21 protein-coding genes and 1 tRNA gene are annotated in these 20,133 nt (G+C 59.9%); 5 read left to right on the forward strand and 17 right to left on the reverse strand.

What is annotated here, in order from left to right; translation table 11 throughout:
- Positions 1 to 2: 2 nt before the first annotated feature.
- A complete protein-coding gene (locus P2081_RS01835) occupies positions 3 to 1,040 on the reverse strand; it encodes an RluA family pseudouridine synthase (RefSeq protein WP_278921161.1) in 1,038 nt (345 codons plus the stop codon).
- On the opposite strand from P2081_RS01835, the gene P2081_RS01840 reads away from it, so the two are divergent.
- The gene (locus tag P2081_RS01840; protein ID WP_278921162.1) at positions 1,039 to 1,341 is read left to right on the forward strand and encodes a DUF6476 family protein; all 303 of its coding nucleotides are present in this window, start codon (positions 1,039 to 1,041) and stop codon (positions 1,339 to 1,341) included. The two genes, P2081_RS01835 and P2081_RS01840, sit on opposite strands and share 2 nt — an antisense overlap.
- Before the next feature lie 222 nt (positions 1,342 to 1,563).
- Here the strand turns inward: P2081_RS01840 and P2081_RS01845 are convergent.
- Positions 1,564 to 1,640, reverse strand: a tRNA-His gene (locus P2081_RS01845).
- 262 nt (positions 1,641 to 1,902) lie between these two features.
- Here P2081_RS01845 and P2081_RS01850 point away from each other — a divergent pair.
- Positions 1,903 to 2,091: a DUF6324 family protein gene (locus P2081_RS01850; RefSeq protein WP_278921163.1), complete on the forward strand. Its 189-nt coding sequence runs from the start codon at positions 1,903 to 1,905 to the stop codon at positions 2,089 to 2,091.
- 515 nt (positions 2,092 to 2,606) lie between these two features.
- On the opposite strand, the gene P2081_RS01855 is transcribed toward P2081_RS01850, so the two are convergent.
- The 5 genes from P2081_RS01855 to P2081_RS01875 form a co-directional block, all read right to left on the reverse strand.
- The gene (locus tag P2081_RS01855) at positions 2,607 to 2,936 is read right to left on the reverse strand and encodes a hypothetical protein (RefSeq protein ID WP_278921164.1); all 330 of its coding nucleotides are present in this window, start codon (positions 2,934 to 2,936) and stop codon (positions 2,607 to 2,609) included.
- 148 nt (positions 2,937 to 3,084) lie between these two features.
- Complete coding sequence (nusB, locus tag P2081_RS01860) at positions 3,085 to 3,567, reverse strand: transcription antitermination factor NusB (protein WP_278921165.1); 483 nt, start codon at positions 3,565 to 3,567, stop codon at positions 3,085 to 3,087.
- Entirely contained in the window at positions 3,564 to 4,115 is a 552-nt protein-coding gene (locus P2081_RS01865; RefSeq protein ID WP_278921166.1) for a 6,7-dimethyl-8-ribityllumazine synthase, read from the reverse strand. The genes nusB and P2081_RS01865 overlap by 4 nt, the downstream gene beginning before the upstream one ends.
- Position 4,116: 1 nt before the next feature.
- On the reverse strand, positions 4,117 to 5,238 hold the full coding sequence (gene ribB, locus P2081_RS01870) for a 3,4-dihydroxy-2-butanone-4-phosphate synthase (RefSeq protein WP_278921167.1): 1,122 nt from the start codon (positions 5,236 to 5,238) through the stop codon (positions 4,117 to 4,119).
- Positions 5,239 to 5,344: 106 nt separating this feature from the next.
- The gene (locus P2081_RS01875; protein WP_278921168.1) at positions 5,345 to 5,932 is read right to left on the reverse strand and encodes a riboflavin synthase; all 588 of its coding nucleotides are present in this window, start codon (positions 5,930 to 5,932) and stop codon (positions 5,345 to 5,347) included.
- A 231-nt stretch (positions 5,933 to 6,163) separates the two neighbouring features.
- Between P2081_RS01875 and P2081_RS01880 the strand changes: the two genes are divergently transcribed.
- The 3 genes from P2081_RS01880 (at position 6,164) to P2081_RS01890 (ending at position 10,734) form a co-directional block, all read left to right on the forward strand.
- On the forward strand, positions 6,164 to 7,456 hold the full coding sequence (locus P2081_RS01880; protein WP_278921169.1) for a capsule polysaccharide biogenesis protein: 1,293 nt from the start codon (positions 6,164 to 6,166) through the stop codon (positions 7,454 to 7,456).
- 94 nt (positions 7,457 to 7,550) lie between these two features.
- Positions 7,551 to 8,684: a polysaccharide biosynthesis/export family protein gene (locus P2081_RS01885; RefSeq protein ID WP_278921170.1), complete on the forward strand. Its 1,134-nt coding sequence runs from the start codon at positions 7,551 to 7,553 to the stop codon at positions 8,682 to 8,684.
- 4 nt (positions 8,685 to 8,688) lie between these two features.
- Positions 8,689 to 10,734 carry a capsule polysaccharide biogenesis protein gene (locus P2081_RS01890; protein WP_278921171.1) on the forward strand — a complete coding sequence of 682 codons (2,046 nt, stop codon included), beginning with the start codon at positions 8,689 to 8,691 and terminating at the stop codon, positions 10,732 to 10,734.
- 134 nt (positions 10,735 to 10,868) lie between these two features.
- Here the strand turns inward: P2081_RS01890 and ribD are convergent, their stop codons facing one another.
- From ribD to dnaG, 10 genes are all read right to left on the reverse strand, one after another.
- Positions 10,869 to 11,966 (reverse strand): bifunctional diaminohydroxyphosphoribosylaminopyrimidine deaminase/5-amino-6-(5-phosphoribosylamino)uracil reductase RibD, encoded by a 1,098-nt coding sequence (gene ribD / locus P2081_RS01895; RefSeq protein ID WP_278921172.1) that lies wholly within the window; start codon positions 11,964 to 11,966, stop codon positions 10,869 to 10,871.
- A 185-nt stretch (positions 11,967 to 12,151) separates the two neighbouring features.
- Positions 12,152 to 12,616, reverse strand: coding sequence for a transcriptional regulator NrdR (gene nrdR, locus P2081_RS01900; protein WP_278921173.1), 465 nt, complete (start codon positions 12,614 to 12,616; stop codon positions 12,152 to 12,154).
- A 120-nt stretch (positions 12,617 to 12,736) separates the two neighbouring features.
- Complete coding sequence (locus P2081_RS01905) at positions 12,737 to 13,159, reverse strand: secondary thiamine-phosphate synthase enzyme YjbQ (RefSeq protein ID WP_278921174.1); 423 nt, start codon at positions 13,157 to 13,159, stop codon at positions 12,737 to 12,739.
- Positions 13,160 to 13,188: 29 nt separating this feature from the next.
- Entirely contained in the window at positions 13,189 to 13,620 is a 432-nt protein-coding gene (locus P2081_RS01910) for a hypothetical protein (protein ID WP_278921175.1), read from the reverse strand.
- A 112-nt stretch (positions 13,621 to 13,732) separates the two neighbouring features.
- Positions 13,733 to 14,185 carry a hypothetical protein gene (locus tag P2081_RS01915; RefSeq protein WP_278921176.1) on the reverse strand — a complete coding sequence of 151 codons (453 nt, stop codon included), beginning with the start codon at positions 14,183 to 14,185 and terminating at the stop codon, positions 13,733 to 13,735.
- A gap of 97 nt (positions 14,186 to 14,282) precedes the next feature.
- Positions 14,283 to 14,693, reverse strand: a complete 411-nt coding sequence (locus P2081_RS01920; protein WP_278921177.1) for a hypothetical protein — start codon at positions 14,691 to 14,693, stop codon at positions 14,283 to 14,285.
- 157 nt (positions 14,694 to 14,850) lie between these two features.
- On the reverse strand, positions 14,851 to 15,168 hold the full coding sequence (locus tag P2081_RS01925) for a hypothetical protein (protein ID WP_278921178.1): 318 nt from the start codon (positions 15,166 to 15,168) through the stop codon (positions 14,851 to 14,853).
- A gap of 94 nt (positions 15,169 to 15,262) precedes the next feature.
- Positions 15,263 to 15,817, reverse strand: coding sequence for a thiol-disulfide oxidoreductase DCC family protein (locus tag P2081_RS01930; RefSeq protein ID WP_313790315.1), 555 nt, complete (start codon positions 15,815 to 15,817; stop codon positions 15,263 to 15,265).
- Positions 15,818 to 15,915: 98 nt separating this feature from the next.
- Positions 15,916 to 17,907, reverse strand: coding sequence for an RNA polymerase sigma factor RpoD (rpoD, locus tag P2081_RS01935; RefSeq protein ID WP_278921179.1), 1,992 nt, complete (start codon positions 17,905 to 17,907; stop codon positions 15,916 to 15,918).
- A 126-nt stretch (positions 17,908 to 18,033) separates the two neighbouring features.
- The gene (gene dnaG / locus P2081_RS01940; RefSeq protein WP_278921180.1) at positions 18,034 to 20,061 is read right to left on the reverse strand and encodes a DNA primase; all 2,028 of its coding nucleotides are present in this window, start codon (positions 20,059 to 20,061) and stop codon (positions 18,034 to 18,036) included.
- Positions 20,062 to 20,133: the final 72 nt, after the last annotated feature.

The raw sequence follows: 20,133 nt of genomic DNA on the forward strand, positions 1-20,133 counted from the left end.
TATTAGTTTTCAACAGGTTGGGAAAGAGCATCAATCAAGCCTGCCATGTCATCGGGCAACGGGGCCTCAAATCGCAGCGCCGCACCGCTGACAGGGTGGACAAACCCCAGCACTGCCGCATGCAGCGCCTGACGGGGAAATCCCTGCACTGCTGCAATGGCGGCAGGCGTCAGCGATTTTGCTGCCAGCTTGCGTTTGCCGCCATAGGTCGGGTCGCCCACCAGGCTGTGGCCGGCATGGGTCATATGCACGCGGATCTGATGGGTGCGCCCGGTTTCCAGCCAGCATTCAATCAAGGCTGCCACGGGCGGCGAGCCAAAGGGCTGCACAATGCGCGCCCGTGTCACCGCGTGGCGTCCGCCCTGAAACAGCACTGCCTGACGCTGGCGGTCAAATTTATGACGTGCCAGCTGCGTTGTCAGCTTCAAGATGTTGCCGGGTTCAAAACTGGTGCCCTTGACCCCGCGCAGCCGCGGATCATTGGCATCCGGCACCCCGTAACAGATGGCCCGGTAATAGCGTTCGACCGTATGCTTTTCAAACTGTGCCGCCAGCCCCTGATGCGCAACATCGGTTTTGGCCACCACCAAGAGGCCAGAGGTCTCTTTATCAATACGGTGCACGATTCCGGGGCGTTTGACACCGCCGACACCGGACAGCTTGTCCCCACAGTGATGCAACAGCGCATTGACCAAGGTCCCCGACGGCGTTCCGGGGGCAGGATGCACCACCATACCCGCAGGTTTGTTGATCACGATCAGATCATCGTCTTCAAAAATCACATCCAGCGCGATGTCTTCCGGGCCGATATGGCTTTCCTCAGCCTCTTCCACCGTGATGATGACCTGCGCGCCCTCATCGACGCGGGCCTTGGCGTCCTGCACCACCACACCGTCGATTTGCACACTGCCAGCCTCTATCAGGCGCGCCAACCGGGTCCGCGAAAGCGTCGCTTCCTCTGGCACATCCCGTGAAACCGCTTTATCAAGCCGTTTAGGCGGGTTTTCCGCAATGACAAACTCAATCTGGCGGCTGCCCATGACTGATCCTTCCAAGCCTGAAATTCAAGAGGAGCCTGCGCAGCTCAGATTTCTGCGTCGACTGGTGACCACCCTGACCGTGGTGATGATTGGCGGGCTTGTAGTGGTAATTGGACTGCTTGTCATCCGCTTGTCTGCCGATGGCCCCAGCTTGCCAAGCGAGATCACCCTGCCCGCAGGCGTAACAGCGCAGGCGGTCACCTTTGGCAGCGGCTGGATCGCGGTGGTAACGACACAGAATCAGATCTTGATTCTGGATCCACAGAGCCATGCGGTGCGTCAGGAAATCAACATCAAATAATCGCGACTGGCTGCCGACCCGTCCCAAGGGCGTAAACTGCGCCATGCGACGCTCCCAGCCAACAGGCGAGGCCCCACAAAATGAGCCCACGCGGGCAGATTGAGGCTGGGTGAAAACCTGTCTCTGGCCGGTCTGCCCTATTGCCAGTCGGCCTGACAGCGAACCTGGCCATGCACCCACCTAGCCGGGCATCCGTCTGCAAATACAACAAGTATGGGGGGATGGTACCACCTCCCCGGCTCGAACGGGGGACCTCCTGATCCACAATCAGGCGCTCTAACCTACTGAGCTAAGGCGGCACTGGGGGCGATTTAGCCTAGAGAAAACCGAAGCGCAAGGGGATTATATCACAAGTTTCCAGCTTTGTTTGATGAAATTCTCGTCTACGGGGCCAAGCAGCGCCCCCGCGCCAGTTTTCAACCCAGCTTGCCCTTCCGTTGCGACCAAGTGACTGACGACGCAAGCCTGCCTGTCCGCGCTGCCCGCTGTGGCGGCTTGCCTTTCACGCTTGCGCGGGCTAGCACCAAGACTGGCAATAGGCCGCCGCGACAGGAGTGCAAAATGGGTATCAATAGCGAACGCGACATCGAAGCAAACATGCAGATCGGTCCAACCGACCTGGGCATGGTGCGACTGTTTATTGAGGCCGATGGCGTCGAGATCCCAATGGATTTTGATCCGGAAGAAGCCGAAGAAATTGCCGAAGAACTACGTGCGGCGGCCCAGGCAGCACGCCTGGTCACCGGCTGAAACGAAATCTTGCAGTCGGCCAGGACCGCACCAGACAAACCAGAAAGCCAGCTGTCCAGCCTCAGCGGCTTTCCATAGCGCGCCCATAGTGATCAACTGATTTCCCTCTGCCCCTTGCTTTGCCGACAGCGGGGTACTACCTACAGGGCGTGGCGGGTTCTGCCCTTTCAGTGACCGGCAGCATTCCAGTGGCCTTAAGCAATTCCACGGGAGCTGGCTCTGTTCGGACCCTGGTCCGTTTATCTGGTGCCCACCTGTACATACAGGTCCCCGGGAATCAAAACCGCACGTCTGTTTGGTGGTCCCGTCACATTCCCTCATCCCGCATTGAACATCACGGCAGCGCGCAAGGCGCGACCAGTCATGATCAACCGCCGCGAAACACACGGCCGAGCCGTAAAAAAACCGCAGCACCGGAACATCGATGCGCGGTTTTCATGGTTTATTTTCAAGCAAACATCGCCACACAAAGGCAACGCCCGCAAGTCGGTCCAGATGCTGGCCCCTAGGGCAGCCTAGCGGCGACGCTGACGCGGGCGGTTTTGCGGCGATGGGGCCTCTGCCTTGATGCGGATCGGCTCAAACGAATGGGCGATAGGCGTGCCACCACGGGGGCCGCTGTCCTTTTTCGCCATCGCCATGATCACCCAGGCAAACTGCACCCCGGCAAAGACGATTCCGTTCATGAACCACAGCAGAAAGACCGCCAGAATACCGTCGCTGGACTGGCTGACCAGCCCCCAGAGATTCATGACATTGAACCAGAGCAACATCGCCACAAAGCCTGCCGCGATCGCAAATCCAATGACAACATTCTTGATGTAGAGTTTCACCAGCTTGGGCATGACCACCTCATCCATGTTTCAATGGATACTCTAGCACTCTGCCCTGCAAGGTCCAGCGCTTGTATCATACAGGCGGGAAATGGCCGAAAGCAAAAACGCGCCCCAAGGGGCGCGCATCCGTGTGTTTTTTCCGGGTGTGAACGGCCCGTTAAAAAGCTTCGGGCTTTGCCTCGCGGGCCATATGATCCAGCACTGCATTGACGAATTTTGGCTCTTTGCCTTCGGGAAAGAAGGCGCGGGCGATATCTACAAATTCGTTGATCACCACCCTGGGCGGCGTTTGCGACTGGGTGAATTCGGCCCCGGCAGCGCGAAACAGCGCCCGCAGGGTGGGGTCGATCCGGTCGATGGGCCATTTCGCTACCAGGGCGCGATCGGTCATCTGGTCAATCTTCGCCTGAAAATTCACCGCATCTTTCAACAACTTGCGAAACAGGCCAGTGTCACCCTCGGCCATTTCATCGCCGTCATAGGTGGCACCAAAGCGATGATTTTCAAATTCCGCAATCACCTTGTCAAAGGTCAGATCGCTGTGTTCCATCTGAAACAGTGCCTGAACGGCATATAGCCGGGCGGCGGATTTCATCTGAGTTTTGCCATTGCCCTTGGGGGCGCTGTCCGAATGGGTCATGCTGTGCGGGGTCCGTTTTCTGTGCCAGCCAGCTGAATGGCTTCGGAAGGCGCCTTGAAGCCGACTCCCTTGGTCTGGGCGCCCCACTTACGCGTCAGCGCAATAAGATGCAAGGCTGCAGCAGCCGCGCCGCCCCCCTTGTTTTGATCATCGGGATCGGCGCGCACCTCGGCCTGTTTGCGATTTTCCACCGTCAGGATACCGTTGCCGATGCACAGCCCCTGCAGGCCAAGCAATTGAATGGCGCGACTGCTGTCATTGCAGACCGTATCGTAGTGGGTGGTTTCACCGCGAATAACGCAGCCCAGTGCCACAAACCCATCAAAGTTTGATTTCCGGTCGGCAATGGCGATCGCGGTTGGAATTTCCAACGCGCCGGGAACTTCGATCACTTCAAAGCTGCCGCCAACGGCTTCGATCTCGGCCTGCGCCCCTGCCAGCATATTGTCGGCGATGTCCTTGTAGTAGGGCGATATGACAATGGCCAGCTTGACCGGTTTGTCAAATTCGGGGCGCGGCATGATGTAGTGCTGTTCGTGTCCGGCCATATCAGGACTCCTTCAGGATCGGGCGGGTGCCTACGATGGACAGCCCATAGGCATCAAGCCCAAGATAGGTGGTGGCAGGCGAATCCGTCAAAAGCTCCAGCTCATCCAACCCCAGCTCTGACAGGATCTGCGCCCCAAGACCGGTTTGCTTGATGGTACGCGGGCCTTCATCTTCGGGCGCATAGAGCGCATGGCGTGGCTCGCGGAACAGGCAGACGACACCGCGCCCTTCATCTGCGATCAGTTCCATCGCGCGGGGCAGTTCGCGCACCGGCTTGGGGCCAAGCCCCAGAACATCCGAGGCTTCGTGCAGCGCATGGGTGCGGGTCAGCACCGGACCACCACTGGAGATATCACCCTTGATCAGCACCACATGCTCAACACCGTGAATCTGATCGGTGAACAGCCGCATCTCCCAGTCACCACCAAATTCAGAGGTCACGGTGCTGCGGCTTGTTTCCACCACCAGATTGTCATTGCGTGAACGATAGGTGATCAGATCGGAAATAGTGCCAATCTTCAGCCCGTGCTTTTCCGCATAATCCACCAGATCGGGCAGCCGCGCCATGGTGCCATCCTCATTCATGATCTCGCAGATCACCGAGGCAGGATAATGCCCGGCCAGGCGCGCCACATCGCAGCCCGCTTCGGTATGGCCTGCCCGTTGCAACACGCCACCGCGGCGGGCGCGCAGCGGAAAGACATGGCCCGGCGTGGCAATATCAGCCGCAGTTTTTTCTGGATCAATCGCGGTGGCCACTGTCAGCGCACGATCCGCCGCAGAGATGCCTGTGGTCACGCCTTCGCGCGCCTCGATCGACACGGTAAAGGCGGTCTCATGGCGCGAGGAATTATGCATCGCCATCATCGGCAAGCCCAGCGCCTCGATACGTTCGGCAGGCAATGTCAGACAGATCAGGCCGCGTCCGTGGGTTGCCATGAAGTTGATGGCAGTTGCATCTGCAGCCTGCGCCGGGATCACCAGATCGCCTTCGTTCTCTCGGTCTTCGTGATCGACCAGAATGAACATCCGCCCCTCACGGGCCTCTGTGATGATCTCTTCAATCGGGCTGATCGCCGCGCGCAAACGGGCCTCGACCGGCCCCGGTGTTTCAAAGCTCATGTTCACAGCCTTTCACTACAGATGCCCGCAGAGCCCATCGCCCATCGGGGTACATAGGCGAAATAGCCCAGTCGTGATGCAAAGGCCAGCCCCACAAGCGGTGGCGTCAGCCTGCCTCGTTCAGACGTGCAACATAGCGGGCGAGGGTGTCGATTTCCAAATTCACCTGATCGCCCAGCGCCACATCCCCCCATGTGGTCGCCTCTTTGGTATGGGGGATGAAGTTGATGCCAAAGTCGCAGCCTGTCACATCGTTCACCGTCAACGAGGTGCCATTCAGCGCAACCGATCCCTTGGGGGCGATAAACCGCGCCAGCGCAGCCGGGGCGCGCAGGGTCACACGGGTGCTATCACCCTCTTCCTGCATCGCCACAACCTCGGCAACACCATCGACATGGCCCGAAACGATATGCCCGCCCAGCTCATCGCCGACCTTGAGCGCACGTTCAAGGTTCACCCGTTTGCCAACCGTCCAGGCTCCAATATTGGTCTTGGACACCGTTTCAGCCGAGATCTGCACATCGTACCAATCAGAGCCCAGCTCGATCACCGTCAGGCAAACCCCATCCGACGCGATAGAGGCGCCCAGATCAATGCCTGCAGTGTCATAGCCGGTGGTGATCCGCGCGCGCAGGTCGCCCTGCTGATCAAGCTGGGCAATGGTTCCAATGTCAGTGATAATACCGGTGAACATCTGGCTGCTCTCCTATGGTTGCGGCAGGGATCCTGGCCCAGAGGTAGCCGAGCCGACAGGCCGCGACAAGGCCCCTGCCCCTGCAAACACGCGGCACCCGGCGCAATAGATTGCGATGGCCCGCGCAAGCCGCTATGGCACGGGGCAGGCCGCAGTAGTGCCAGCCATAGTTTCGCCCCAGTGCCCTGCTAGGCAAACCAGATCCTAAACTCAGAATGTTTTTGTGCCCTGATGCAAGCCCATAGCCAAGATAGACGCATTTTCCTGTTCCTGCAGGGGCCGCACGGACCGTTCTTCAACGCTTTGGGCAAGATGCTGCGCACCGCAGGCTGCGGCGTCTGGCGCATTGGATTCAATGCCGGCGATCAGGCTTTCTGGCGCAACCGCGCGCAATACATTCCCTTTCGCGATACGCTGTCGGACTGGCAGCCGTTTTTTGAGCAGACCTGCCGCGACAAGGGCATCACCGATATCGTACTTTATGGCGATACCCGCCCGATCCACGCCCAGGCCATCGCAGCCGCCCGCGCCTGCGGCCTGCGGGTCCATGTGTTTGAAGAGGGCTACCTGCGCCCCTATTGGGTGACCTATGAGCGCGAGGGGACCAATGGGCATTCGCGCCTGATGCAAACCGATGTGGCTGAAATGCAGACAGCACTGGCGCGTTCAGACCTCGAGGCGCCGCTGCCACCGGCCCATTGGGGGGACATGCGCCAGCATGTGTTCTACGGCGCGCTGTACCACTGGTTTGTGATGTTCTGGAACCGCAAGTACCGAAACTTTCAACCGCATCGCGCGCTGCCGGTTACCCGCGAATTTCAGCTCCACCTCAAACGGTTGATCCTGATGCCTGCACAGGCACTGGAACGGCGGCTGGCCACCCGCCGCATCCGCAATGGTGGATTTCCCTATCACCTGGCGTTGCTGCAACTGGCCCATGACAGTTCATTCCAGATGCATTCCCCCTTTGACAGCATGACCGATTTCCTGACCGAGGTGATCATCGGCTTTGCTGCCGGGGCACCACGTCACCACCATCTGGTGATCAAGGCCCACCCGCTTGAGGATGGCCGCAGCCCCATCCGACAGGAACTGCGGCGCCTCGCGCGGATGCATGGTATTCAAGACCGGATCCACTATGTGCGCGGCGGCAAGCTGGCCGCGCTGCTGAACGAGGCCCGCACCGCCGTCACGGTGAACTCAACCGCCGGTCAGCAGGTTCTGTGGCGCGGTATTCCGCTCAAGGTGTTTGGCGCGGCGGTGTATGACAAGGCTGAATTCACCTCGGATCAGCCACTGGCACAGTTCTTTGCAGGCCCTGCCCGCCCCGACAATCGCGCCTATAAAGAATATCGCCGCTACCTGCTGGAAACCTCGCAGGTGCCGGGGGGATATTATTCGCGCTCAGGACGGCGGCAACTGCTGCGTCATGTGGTGGACATGATGCTGTCGCCGCATGATCCCTATGATGCACTGCGCCATGGCACAGCGGCCCCTCGGCAACAGTTGTCTGTGGTCAATTAAGCGCGCTGACTGCAACACTGGATTTTATCAGAAAACTGCACTAGTCTTTCCAAAAAACTGAGGCAAAACAATAATAGGTCGAGGAGACCGAGCAGTGAAAAACGTCCCTCTTTCCTGGGTGCGGCCCGTGGCGATTCTTGCTGCACTGACGCTGGCGGCGTCTTGTAGCTTGCCAAAAGTCGGCCCCAGTAAACGCCAAATATTTGCGGGGTCGGTTCAGAAAGAAGGCGACGCCTTTATCGTATCCGTCAATGACCGTGTTACCCGTGCCACCGCTGTGGTTCCCGCCCTTGGATTTTCCGACGGCTTTGTGACGGCTGGTCAGCTCACCTCCGATACCATCCGCCCTGGCGATGTGCTGGGGCTGACCATCTGGGAAAACGTCGATGACGGGTTGCTAGCCAATGAAGCCACCAATGCCACCGCACTCGAAGAGGTGCAGGTGGATAGTGCGGGTTATATCTTTGTGCCCTATGCCGGGCGCCTGCGCGCCTCTGGCAATACCCCCGAACAACTGCGGGAGGTCATAACCGCGAAGCTCGAAGATCAGACACCGGACCCACAGGTTCAGGTGCGCCGCGTGGCAGGCGATGGCTCTACCGTCAGCCTGACCGGTGCCGTCGGTGGCCAGGGTGTCTATCCAATTGAACGCCCCACCCGCACCCTGTCAACCATGCTGGCGCGCGCCGGTGGCGTCGCAATCGAACCCGAAATTGCCCAAGTGACGGTGATCCGTGGCGAACAGCAGGGCAAGATCTGGTTCCAGGATCTGTTCAACCACCCCGAGCTGGACATCGCCCTGCGCGGCGGAGACCGCATTCTGGTGGAATCAGACAGCCGCTCTTTCACCGCCCTTGGGGCAACCAGCGCCCAGGCGCGGGTACCATTTGAAAGTCAGGATCTTTCGGCGCTTGAGGCGATTGCCCAGGTGGGCGGATTGATTTCAACCAGCTCTGATCCGACTGGGGTGTTTATCTTCCGCAACGAACCAGCCGCCATTGCCAATCAGGTGCTGGGCCGGGACGACCTGATCGGCGCCCAGCGTATGGTCTATGTGCTGAATCTAACCCAACCCAACGGTTTGTTTATTGCGCGCGACTTTGTGGTCCGCGACGAAGACACCCTCTATGTAACCGAAGCGCCCTATGCACAGTGGACCAAGACGATCTCGCTCCTGGCCAGCCCGCTGACGCCACTTGCCAGTGTGGATACCTTGTTTGGCGGCTGAGCATATGACCAGACAGACAGACAGACCCCAAGCCGGGAGCCAAGGCTCCCGGCTTTTTGTTTACAATGGTGGCTTTCTCACCCAACCCCGAATTCGGCGCATTCTGGATCTGGCGGGCTATCACACCCGCCTCGGCCTGCCACAGCAAGACGATCTGGTCGGCATCTGGGGCAACTCTCCCACCGCCCATCGCGGCCGGGCCGTCGCCGAAAAACGCGGTGTCAGCCTGCTGCATGTCGAAGACGCCTTCCTGCGCTCGATCCACCCAGGCCGCGCCAGCAAAGAGCCCCCTCTGGGGCTGCTGTTGGATCGCAAGGGGGTGCATTTTGATCCCGCGCAACCCTCTGATCTGGAGGAGATTCTGGCGACGCACCCGCTGGACGACAGCCAGATGATGCGCCGCGCCCGCAACGCCATTGGCCGTATAGAAGATGCCCACCTCAGCAAATACAACGCCTTTTCCGCCAGCGCGCCGGTGCCGGATCCCGGCTATGTATTGGTGGTGGACCAGCTGCGCGGCGATGCCTCCGTGACCGCCTCCAAGGCCAACCGCGCCCGCTTTTGCGAGATGCTGGTCTTTGCGCAGCAAGAACACCCCGGCGCGCGCATTTTGATCAAGACCCACCCGGAAACAGCTGCCGGCAAGAGACCGGGGCATTTCACCAACAAGGACGCCCAGGGCCGGATAGAGATGTTCAGCGCACCGGTTTCCCCCTGGCCGCTGCTGGAAGGGGCGATTGCGGTCTATACCGTTTCGTCTCAACTGGGGTTCGAGGCCATCCTGGCCGGGCACAGGCCCCGCGTCTTTGGCCAGCCCTTCTATGCCGGCTGGGGCCTGACCGAAGACGAAGAGCCCCTGGCGCGCCGCCAACGCAGGCTGACGCGGGCGCAATTGTTTTCTGGTGCGATGTTTCTCTATCCAACCTGGTACGACCCCTTTAGTGATCAGCTTTGTCAACTGGAGCGGGTGATCGACACGTTGGAGGCCAGCACCCGCGCCTGGCGTCAGGATCGCGCCGGCTGGAGCGCCTCGGGCATGCGGCTGTGGAAACGCAAACCGCTGCAGGGCTTCTTTGGCCAGCACAAGAAACTACATTTCACCGAAGACTGTGAAACCGCACGCAAGACCGGCCGCAACTGGATGGTCTGGGCCAGCAAGGCCGATGCCGAAACCCATGCCGGGGCCAGCCGGGTCGAGGATGGCTTTCTGCGCTCGCGCGGTTTGGGGGCCGATCTGGTGCCGCCGCTCTCGTTGGTGGTGGACCGGCAGGGCATCTACTACGATCCGCGCCAGCCCAGTGATCTGGATGACCTGATCACGCAACGCGCCGATCTTGGCCCGGCTGAGGCCATGCGCGCCGAAGCCCTGGTCCAGCAGCTGATCCGCCACAGCCTGTCAAAATACAACCTGACCGATATGCAGACCAACCTGCCCGATCTGCCCGCCGGGCATTGCATTCTGGTGCCAGGTCAGGTGGAAGACGATGCTTCGATCACTGCCGGATGTGGCCGCATCAATACCAACCTGGCGTTGCTGCGCGCCACCCGTAAGGCCAACCCAAAGGCCATCATAATCTATAAACCCCATCCCGATGTCGAAGCAGGCCTGCGCAACGGCGGCCTGACAGCAAAAGGGATCCCCGAGGGGCTTGCCGATGTGGTGGCCAGCAACTGCGATGCCATGGCGCTGCTGGATGTGGTGCAAGAGGTCTGGACCATGACCTCATTGCTGGGGTTTGAAGCACTGCTGCGCGGCATCAAGGTAACCACCCTGGGTCTGCCCTTTTATGCCGGCTGGGGGCTGACACGGGACCACCGCCCCGCCCCGCCCTGGCGCCAGGCCCGCCCAGATCTGTTGGGGCTGGCACATGCGGTTCTGATTGATTATCCGCGCTATTTTGATCCGGTCACACGCCAACCCTGCCCGCCCGAAGTGGTGGTCGAGCGGCTGATATCTGGCGCCCTGCCACAGGCGGGGCTGGGCAACCGGGGGCTGGCCAAACTTCAAGGGGCCTTTGCCACCTATGCGCATCTATGGCGACGTGGCTAAAGCTAGCCGCGTTCATCCGATGTCACCTGTTTTGGCCGCTCAAATCCGGTCCCCACTTTTGCCCGCCATGCCCTAGCCCCTGTGATGCCGCAGGTCACGTCGCAACAGGCAGGGCAGTGTCAGGTCAGGCAGCGTTAGGTCGGGCGGCGCCAGCGGTGCAGCACATCGCCGCCAACCGCGCGGGTCTCGATCAGATCAAACCGGCTTGCGGCTTCCAGACTATGTAGCCCCAGCGCGCCAATCGACGGCAGACCTTCGGCACCAATACCCAGCCCAGCGGTAAAGCCAATCAGCTCATCCACCAGATCAAAAGCCAAGAGCGAGGCCGCAAGCGCGCTGCCACCTTCACAAAAGAGCCGCGTCAGCCCGGCGTGGCCCAGCTGTTGCAACAGGTCCTGTGGATCCAACTGAACACCGCGGCTGGCACAGGGCAGCAGCCGCGCGCCAAGCCCTTCCCAGGCCTGCCTGCGTTCAACATCAGCGCCAGCGCCATGGCACAGCCACAACGGCACCTCTGCGGCAGAGGTGGCCAATTTACTGATCAACGGCAGATCGAGGTGCCGTGACACCACCACCCGCACCGGCTGATGGGCAGCGCCAAGATCGCGCACCGTCAGCGACGGATCATCCGCCCGCGCCGTACCAGCCCCGACCATGACCGCATCGTGACGCGCCCGCATGGCATGGACTTCACGGCGGGCCTCGGGACCGGTTATCCATTTGCTCTGGCCAGATCCTGTGGCGATACGGCCATCAAAACTGCTGGCCAGCTTCAGCGTCACCAAGGGGCGGCCCAGTTCCGTCTTGAAGAAAAACCCAGCGTGATCGCGCGCGGCCTCCTCTGCCAGAACCCCGACAGTGACCGCGATCCCGGCTTGGCGCAGCCTCTCAAACCCTTGGCCTGAAACCCGCGGATCACTATCACCAATCGCCGCGACCAGTCGCGAAATCCCCGCCTTGATCAGCGCGTCGGCGCAGGGCGGAGACTTGCCCTGATGCGAACAGGGTTCCAGCGTGACGTAGGCTGTAGCACCCCGTGCCAGCTCTCCGGCCTGGGTCAGCGCCTCGACCTCGGCATGGGGGCGGCCGCCGGGCTGGGTCCAGCCGCGGCCGACAATCCGTCCCTCGCGCACCAGCACACAGCCAACCGCCGGGTTGGGCCAGCAATTGCCCAGCCCCCGCCGCCCCAACGACAGCGCCAACGCCATATACCGTGTATCTGTATCTGCCACCTGATCACCGCCTATTTTTGATCTTGCCCCTACATAGCCCCACACCCCAGTGATGAGAAGTGCAGCATCAGGCCGAGTTCCCCTGCCCCCGCAACCGGATCATAGGGGTAACAATAGCCCGCAGAAAAAACGCAGCAAGCCCCGGGCCTGCTGCGTGTCGTCAGTGTCGGCCCTCTTAGCCTAGGTTAATCACCAGGGACATCAGGGCGCAGCTCATGGACAAAATCTTCGAAGTCATCCGCAGCCTGGAAATTCTTGTAAACGCTGGCAAAGCGCACATAGGCCACCGTATCAATCCGGGCCAGGGCTTCCATCACGATTTCACCAATCTTGCTGGAAGAGATATCCGTCTCGCCCATGCTTTCCAACCGCCGCACAATACCAGAGATCATCTGGTCGATCCGCTCTGGGTCGATGGGGCGTTTCTGCATTGAAATACGGATCGAGCGTTCAAGTTTGTCCCGGTCGAAATCTTCCCGCTTGCCGTTGGTTTTCACCACGACCAAATCGCGCAACTGCACCCGTTCATAGGTCGTGAAGCGACCGCCACAGGCCGGACAAAACCTGCGCCGACGGATCGAAACGTGATCCTCGGCGGGACGCGAGTCCTTTACTTGAGTGTCGATATTCCCGCAAAACGGACAGCGCATTTGCCGATCCCCTTATCCCAATACCCGTTAATTGTGCTTAGTTGCGCACATTTATCCACAACTATAGGGCAGCCGCTAGGAATTGGGTAGAGGAGAAATTCAACCGCTAAATCAGCCAAGTCACGCGCTGAGATGCGCCAGAATTTTGCGCTGGTGGGGCGCTTGGCGGTGTTCAAACAGATAGACGCCCTGCCAGGTGCCCAGGCCCAGGCTACCGTCGCTGAACGGGATCGACAGGCTCACCGGCATCATCGCCGCCTTGATATGGGCAGGCATATCATCAGGGCCTTCATAGGTATGGCGCAGATAGCGCATCGAGGGATGATCCGAAGGGGGCACCAACCGGCTAAAAAAGGCCTGCAGATCTGTTTGCACCTCGGGGTCGGCGTTTTCCTGGATCAGAAGTGAACAGGAAGTATGGCGCACAAACAGCGTCAGAAGCCCCGAACGGAGCCCGCCAACACCGGCCAACCAGTGCCGCAGATCCGCGGTACACTCGTAGAGACCAGCACCCTGGGTGCGGATTTCAAATTCATGCTGCATGCTACAGAACCACTGCCCCGGTCACGCTGTCAGTTAATGGGATAGAACAGATCTTCCAGCCGGTCGGTGCAATAGTTGCGCGCCGTCGCCGCATTCAGGTTATCACCAACGGCCTTCACGCTCAGCGACAGGCGCGGCTGGGTGTCGCCGCCCGGTGGCGGCGTCAGCGAAAACTGAACCGATTTGCGGCCCGGTCGGGTCACCGAAGGCCCGATGCCTTGCCAGATGTAGATCCGCTGGGTTGCCTTGGTGCGCAGCTCGCGCAGGGCAAAATCGCCAATCCCGCACCAATAATCCTGCGCCCCAGATCCAACCTGACTGACGACCTCCCAGACGCCCTCGGAAACCGGAAAGACCTCATGTCGGTTCCAGGCCCACCAGGCCTGTGCCCCCATCGGAACCCCGCCCAGAAAAAGCAGGATAGCTGCCCGCGTTGTACCTTTGCGCAGCCTCGTTCGCATGTTGTTTCTCACAGTTCCCCCTTGGCATCACGCCAGTTGGTGTCAGATCGGTATAGGACCAGATCGCACGTCCAGCCTGCGCCACCTGCCCCTTTGCCCATCATGCCAGCCATCAAAATCCGACCGGCAGCTGATTGCATAGATCAAACGCATCGCGCACCGACATGGTATCGCCCCGCGCCAACCCATTGACGCTGCCGTATGGGCGCGCCTCCAATCCATCAACCAGCGCGGGCTGCAGGGTGAACTGCACCGCCGAGCGCCGGTTTGTTGTCTCGCTCGCAGCGAGCGCCCGTGAAATGGTCAGCTGTGCCTGCCAGGGGGCCTTATGCGCACGCAGGGCGTAATCTGCCGCCCCGCACCAGTACAGCCGCCCTGCGCCGCCACTGCGCGGGATAACTTCAAAAATCGCATCAGATACAGGATTGACCCGGCTGCCATCTCTGGAGGTAAAGGCCTCTGCCGGGGCCGCAAGGGTCAGGCCAACCGCGCAGCACAGGGCCACCTTAAAGCGGACTGACCAACCGCCTGAACCGACGACAGCCGTTGTTGTGGCACATTTCATTGTAGCCCCCAAATCAACACCGGGGCACGTTGCGTCGTTCCCCTTGCAGCTGATCATTTAGGGCGTGGGAAATCATTTCAACATCTTTTTGGCCAGATCAGTTGGATCGAACCGGAAACTGATCACAATAGTTGCGGGCCTGTTGCACCGACATACGATCACCCGGCTTGATCCCGAGGGCCAGCCATCCCTGTGGCGCAGGGGGAAGATCGACCTTGTCGGGTGACAGGGTGAATTGCGCTGCAGAACGCCGCCCCGTGGTAACACTGTCGCCGCGCCCGCGCACCACATAGACCAGATCACGCCAGCCTGCCCCCTTGACCCGGCGGGCATATTCCGATGCGCCACACCAGAAATCACCATAGCTGCCAGAGCTTTTCGGAATGACTTCAAAGACCACATCATCCACTGGGTTCACCCGCACGCCACGCGGTGTGGTAAAGGCCTCAGCGCTGACAGGCACCAATAGGGCTGCGGTCAATGCGGTGGCGATAAGTTGCTTTTTCATCAATCATTTTCCCTTGCTTGCCACATACATAGGAAAAAAGCCCGCGTGTTCCAAGGGGAACACCCCCGAGAACACAGCAGGACTGGCAAAATGCGCATGCAATGCGCCATCACGCCAAGAGGCATTCAACCGGCATTTGCCGCGCGACAATTCAGGCCTAGTCCGCTTTCCGCGCAGCCGGGCCGGGAAACGGAATAATTTCTGCGCCCAGCCCCTTACCCAGGCTTTGCTCCAGGATACTCAGAACTGCCTCATCCGGGGCGCTGCCATGATCCTGGCTGAACCGTTCACGCGCCTGCGAGCGCAGCAAATCGCGCGCCGGTTCCGGCTCCATCGACTTGAGGGCATCGCCCTGTTCTTTCAGCGCGGCAACCATGAATTCATTGGCATTGGTCAGAGTTTGCAGCGTTCTGAGCTGATCTTCCAGCGCTTCCAGCGCTTCCAGCGCCGTGGTCAGGTTTTGATTTGCAGACATCGGTCCCCCAAAGGCGGTGCATGTAAGACAACAAGTGCAAGAAGAGTGTAAACGCGCCAACGGCCCCGCGACAAGGGGAAAGGTTAACGAATGGTTAACTTGAGGTGTCCCCGTCGCGCCCGGGCTTTGCGACCGGCACCGCCCCTGCCGGGACCCAATCGAGAAACCGCGCCTGCAAATCCGCATCCGGCACCAGACAGGCGCTGTGGCGGCCAAACAGGCGATACCGATTTCGGGCCACAGCATGATACAGCAGATCTTTAACACGGGCGGGCAGGAAGCGGCATATCCCAAGCAAAGGCCAGCCCCCCGGCAAAGCCCGCATTGCGGCAGCAAAGGCATCCAGCCGCTGATAGGTCTGGCCACCCACAACCACCAGCATGGTTTCAAACCTGTCCTGCGGCAGGCCCAGCTCGCGGAAATGTCGCTGGCCCAGGTCTGACTGCGCCGTGGCAAAGGAAAAGCGCTGCGCCCTGTCATGGCGCAGCATGAAGCGCAAGAAACGCGAACACAGCACACATTCCCCATCAAAGACGATGAGGTCTGTAGCCAGAAGCTCTGCGCTAGGTCTGGAGACACTTATATGGGTATCGACATCGTTCAGGCAGCTATCCCCAGGTACGCCCAGCGGCGACGCTGGGCTGCTCAATTGGCCGAACGTTTCCAATTGAGCAGGCAATTCTTAGCCCACGCGTTGGCGCCCGCATTCATAGAAAAAAGGCGCCCCAACGGGAGCGCCTTCTGAACTTATTGATCAAGGAAGCTGCGCAGTTTGCGCGAGCGGCTGGGGTGCTTCAGCTTCCTGAGCGCCTTGGCCTCGATCTGGCGGATCCGTTCACGGGTCACGCTGAACTGCTGGCCGACCTCTTCCAGCGTGTGGTCGGTGTTCATGCCGATGCCGAAGCGCATCCGCAGAACCCGTTCTTCACGCGGGGTGAGCGACGCCAGCACGCGGGTGGTGGTTTCCTTGAGGTTTTCCTGAATGGCGCTGTCCAAAGGCAACACGGCATTCTTGTCCTCGATGAAATCGCCCAGCTGGCTGTCTTCCTCGTCCCCGATCGGGGTTTCGAGAGAGATCGGCTCCTTGGCGATTTTCATCACCTTGCGGACCTTTTCCAGCGGCATTTGCAGCTTTTCGGCCAGCTCTTCCGGCGTCGGCTCGCGGCCGATCTCGTGCAGCATCTGACGGCCGGTGCGCACCAGCTTGTTGATGGTTTCGATCATATGCACCGGAATACGGATGGTGCGCGCCTGATCGGCGATCGAGCGGGTGATCGCCTGACGAATCCACCACGTCGCATAGGTCGAGAACTTATAGCCGCGACGGTATTCAAATTTGTCCACCGCCTTCATCAGGCCGATGTTGCCTTCCTGAATGAGGTCAAGGAATTGCAACCCGCGGTTGGTGTATTTCTTGGCGATGGAGATCACGAGACGCAGGTTGGCCTCGACCATTTCCTTCTTGGCCTGACGGGCCTCTTTTTCGCCTTTTTGCACCTGCTGCACGATGCGGCGGAATTCCGAGATATCCAGACCGACGTACTGGCCCACCTGCGCCATGTCGGCGCGCAGCTCTTCGACCTTTTCGGTCGAACGCTCGATGAACATCTGCCAGCCACGGCCCGGCTTTTCGCCCATTTCCGTCAGCCAGTTCGGATCCAGTTCTCGGCCACGATAGGCCTCGACAAATTCACGACGGTTGATGCGGGCCTGGTCGGCCAGCTTCACCATGGAACTGTCAATCTGCATGACCCGACGGTTGATGCCGTACAGCTGGTCGATCAGCGCATCAATCCGGTTGTTATGCAGATGCAGCCCGTTCACCAGCTCAACAATTTCAGAGCGCAGGGACTGATAGGTTGCCTCGTCGCCCTTGGTGAAAGAGCCGTCTTCGTTCAGGGTGGCCGAAATCCGGCTGTCCTGCATTTCCGATAGCTGGGAAAAATCGGTCGAGATCCGCTCCAATGTGGTAAGAACGCGATCCTTCAGCGCCGCTTCCATCGCGGCGAGGGACATATTGGCCTGCTCGTCTTCGTCATCTTCATCGTCATCGGCAATCGGGTTGCCGTCCGCGTCGAGTTCGGGTCCGGTATCCTTGGCAGGCTGGGCTGCCGGAGCAGCCCCCGGCGTTACCGGAACCACCGGTTCTTCCGCGTCTCCCTCTTCATCCAGCTGATTGCCAAAGGTCGCCTCAAGGTCGATCACATCGCGCAGCAGAATGTCTTCGGACAGAAGTTCATCATGCCAGATAGTGATGGCCTGAAAGGTCAGCGGGCTTTCGCACAGGCCCGCAATCATGGTGTTGCGACCAGCCTCGATCCGCTTGGCGATGGCAATTTCGCCTTCGCGGCTTAGCAGTTCGACGGTGCCCATCTCGCGCAGGTACATGCGCACGGGGTCATCGGTACGATCCAGTTTTTCCGAAGCAGTACCAGCAACCGCAACCTCACGCGGGCTATCGGCAGAGACCAGTTCGGTTGACCCTTTCTGGTCGTCCTCGTCGACTTCTTCATCTTCGATGATATTGATGCCCATCTCGGACAGCATCGACATCACATCTTCGATCTGCTCCGAGCTGACCTGATCGGGCGGCAGCACCTGGTTCAGCTGATCATAAGTGATGTAGCCTTTCTCACGGGCTTCAGCGATCATCTTCTTGACCGCGGCCTGGCTCATATCCAGCGTGATTTCAGCGTCCTGATCGTCAGGCTTACGGTCGTCGTTATCTTTGGCGGCCATTCATTGCTCCCTAAGAGGCTGGGCGATTCGGATGCCGAATCATTAGCGCGATCGTGTGATTCGTCACCCGGTTTAGCGAATTTTCTTTGGCTCTTCCTTAGCAAAACGACTCGCGGATGCCACGAATCACTTCTCAGAGAAGCCAATCCTGTCCAAAAGGGCGCCAAAAGCGTCGAGTTCCTCGCGGTCGAGGCGCGCGCCGTTTTCGCCCACATCAAAGTTGGCCTTGTCCTCGTTTTCACTGCGTACGGCTCGGTTTCGCGCCTCTGCCGCCTGTTTCAGGCGCCAGGTCAAGGCTTCATCCGCCAAGCCAGTCAGGTCCTCTTCGGCCTCGGCAAGTTCAGCATCCAATCCCAGCACGGCCTCCAGTTTGGCGAATTCTTCGGCCAGGGTTTGGCGCGCGGCGTCAAAATCACTGGGCCTGCGCAGGCAGGGGATAATAGCCACATGGCCAAGGGTCATCAGATTTTCAAGGGCCTGGGGGCCAAGGTTTTCCAGGATGCGCTGTTTCAGGGTCTGTGGTGCATCAATACCATAGCGCAAGACCTGATCGCGCAGCCGCCCGAGATCGGGATCCTGGCAGGGCATCCTCTCCAGGTTGCTTTCAAATTCCCCAATCACATCTGGCGTTGAAATGGCCACCGCCAGTACCACGGCTTGGCGCACCCGAACAAGGCCAGCGTCATCAGCCGCCACCACGACAGAACTGCGGGTGCTGGCCATGGGCGCAGGTGTTGCCCCCTGCCCCTTCCAGGGCTTGCGCGTGCCATCGCCAAAGCCGCCCTTGCGGCCAAATTTGCCGCTGCCGCTCTTCCAGCTGTCACCGCCCGGTGGGGTAAGAAAATCACGGTCCGCGCCTTCGGGACGATTACCGCGAAACAGTTCCCAACGCAGATCACGAATATCATCGCCATAGTGTTTGCGGATCGAAGGGTCCCGGATCAGTTTGATCTTTTCACGCAGTGCCTTGTCCAGCGCCGCCTTGCGCTCGGGGCTGTCAAACACCTTGCCTTCGGTTTCGCGCTGCCACAGCAGCTTGACCATCGGCATCGCCTGATCCAGCACCGCCTGCACCGCTTCGGGGCCTTTGGCCTTGATCAGATCATCCGGATCCTGCCCATCCGGCATGATGGCAAAACGCAGCGATTTCCCCGCCTGCAACAGCGGCAGCGCCAGGTCGATCACCCGCATCGCGGCGCGCAGCCCGGCGGTATCACCATCCAGCGCGATGATCGGCTCATCCGCCATGCGCCACAGCATCTGCAACTGGTTTTCCGTCACCGCCGTGCCCAGCGGCGCCACCGAGGACTGAAAGCCCCCCTCGGACAGGGCAATGACATCCATATAGCCCTCGGCAACAATCAGCGGCGTTCCCCGGCCGGCGGCGGCGCGGGCGGGCGCGTGGTTATACAGGCTGCGCCCCTTGTCAAAGAGATCCGTTTCGGGGGAGTTCAGATATTTGGCGTTATCATTGGGGTCCATGGCGCGACCACCAAAGGCAATGGCGCGGCCGCGGGCATCACGGATCGGAAACATGATCCGATTGCGGAAGGTATCATAGGGCTTGCCCCCCTTGGTCGAGGCCTTGGCCAGACCGGCGGCAAGGATCAGATCTTCGGGCACATTCTTGCCGCGCAGGTGATCCCATAGGTTTTGCCAGCCGTCCGGCGCGAAGCCGATTTCCCAGCGTTCCAGCGCTGGTGGCGTCAAACCGCGCCGCTGCAGGTAGCTGCGCGCCATGCTGCCATTGCCAGTCTTCAGTTGCAGGCGGAAGAACTGCACGGCCTGTTCCATCACATCAATCAGCAGAGTGCGGCGGTCCTGTTTCTGCTGGGCCTTTGGATCGCGCGCCGGCAGTTCCATACCCGCCTCGCGCGCCAGGATTTCCACCGCCTCCATAAAACCGACATTTTCGGTTTCCTGGATGAATTTCAGCGCGTCGCCCTTGGCCTGACAGCCAAAGCAATAATAATACCCCTTGCGGTCATCCACATGAAAAGAAGCACTTTTTTCGTGATGAAAAGGACAAGGAGCCCAAAGATCCCCCTTGCCGACATTGGATTTACGCTGATCCCACATGACTTTGCGCCCGACAACATCCGCAATGCTGACGCGGCTGCGCAATTCATCCATGAATCCAGGTGTCAAAGACATATCAGTTCGTTTTCAGCTGTGCCGACAGGGGCAGTACAGGGACAGTATTGTCGGCGAATTAGGGGCCATTCT

This window comes from Pseudophaeobacter profundi, from assembly GCF_029697505.1.
Taxonomy (GTDB): domain Bacteria; phylum Pseudomonadota; class Alphaproteobacteria; order Rhodobacterales; family Rhodobacteraceae; genus Pseudophaeobacter; species Pseudophaeobacter profundi.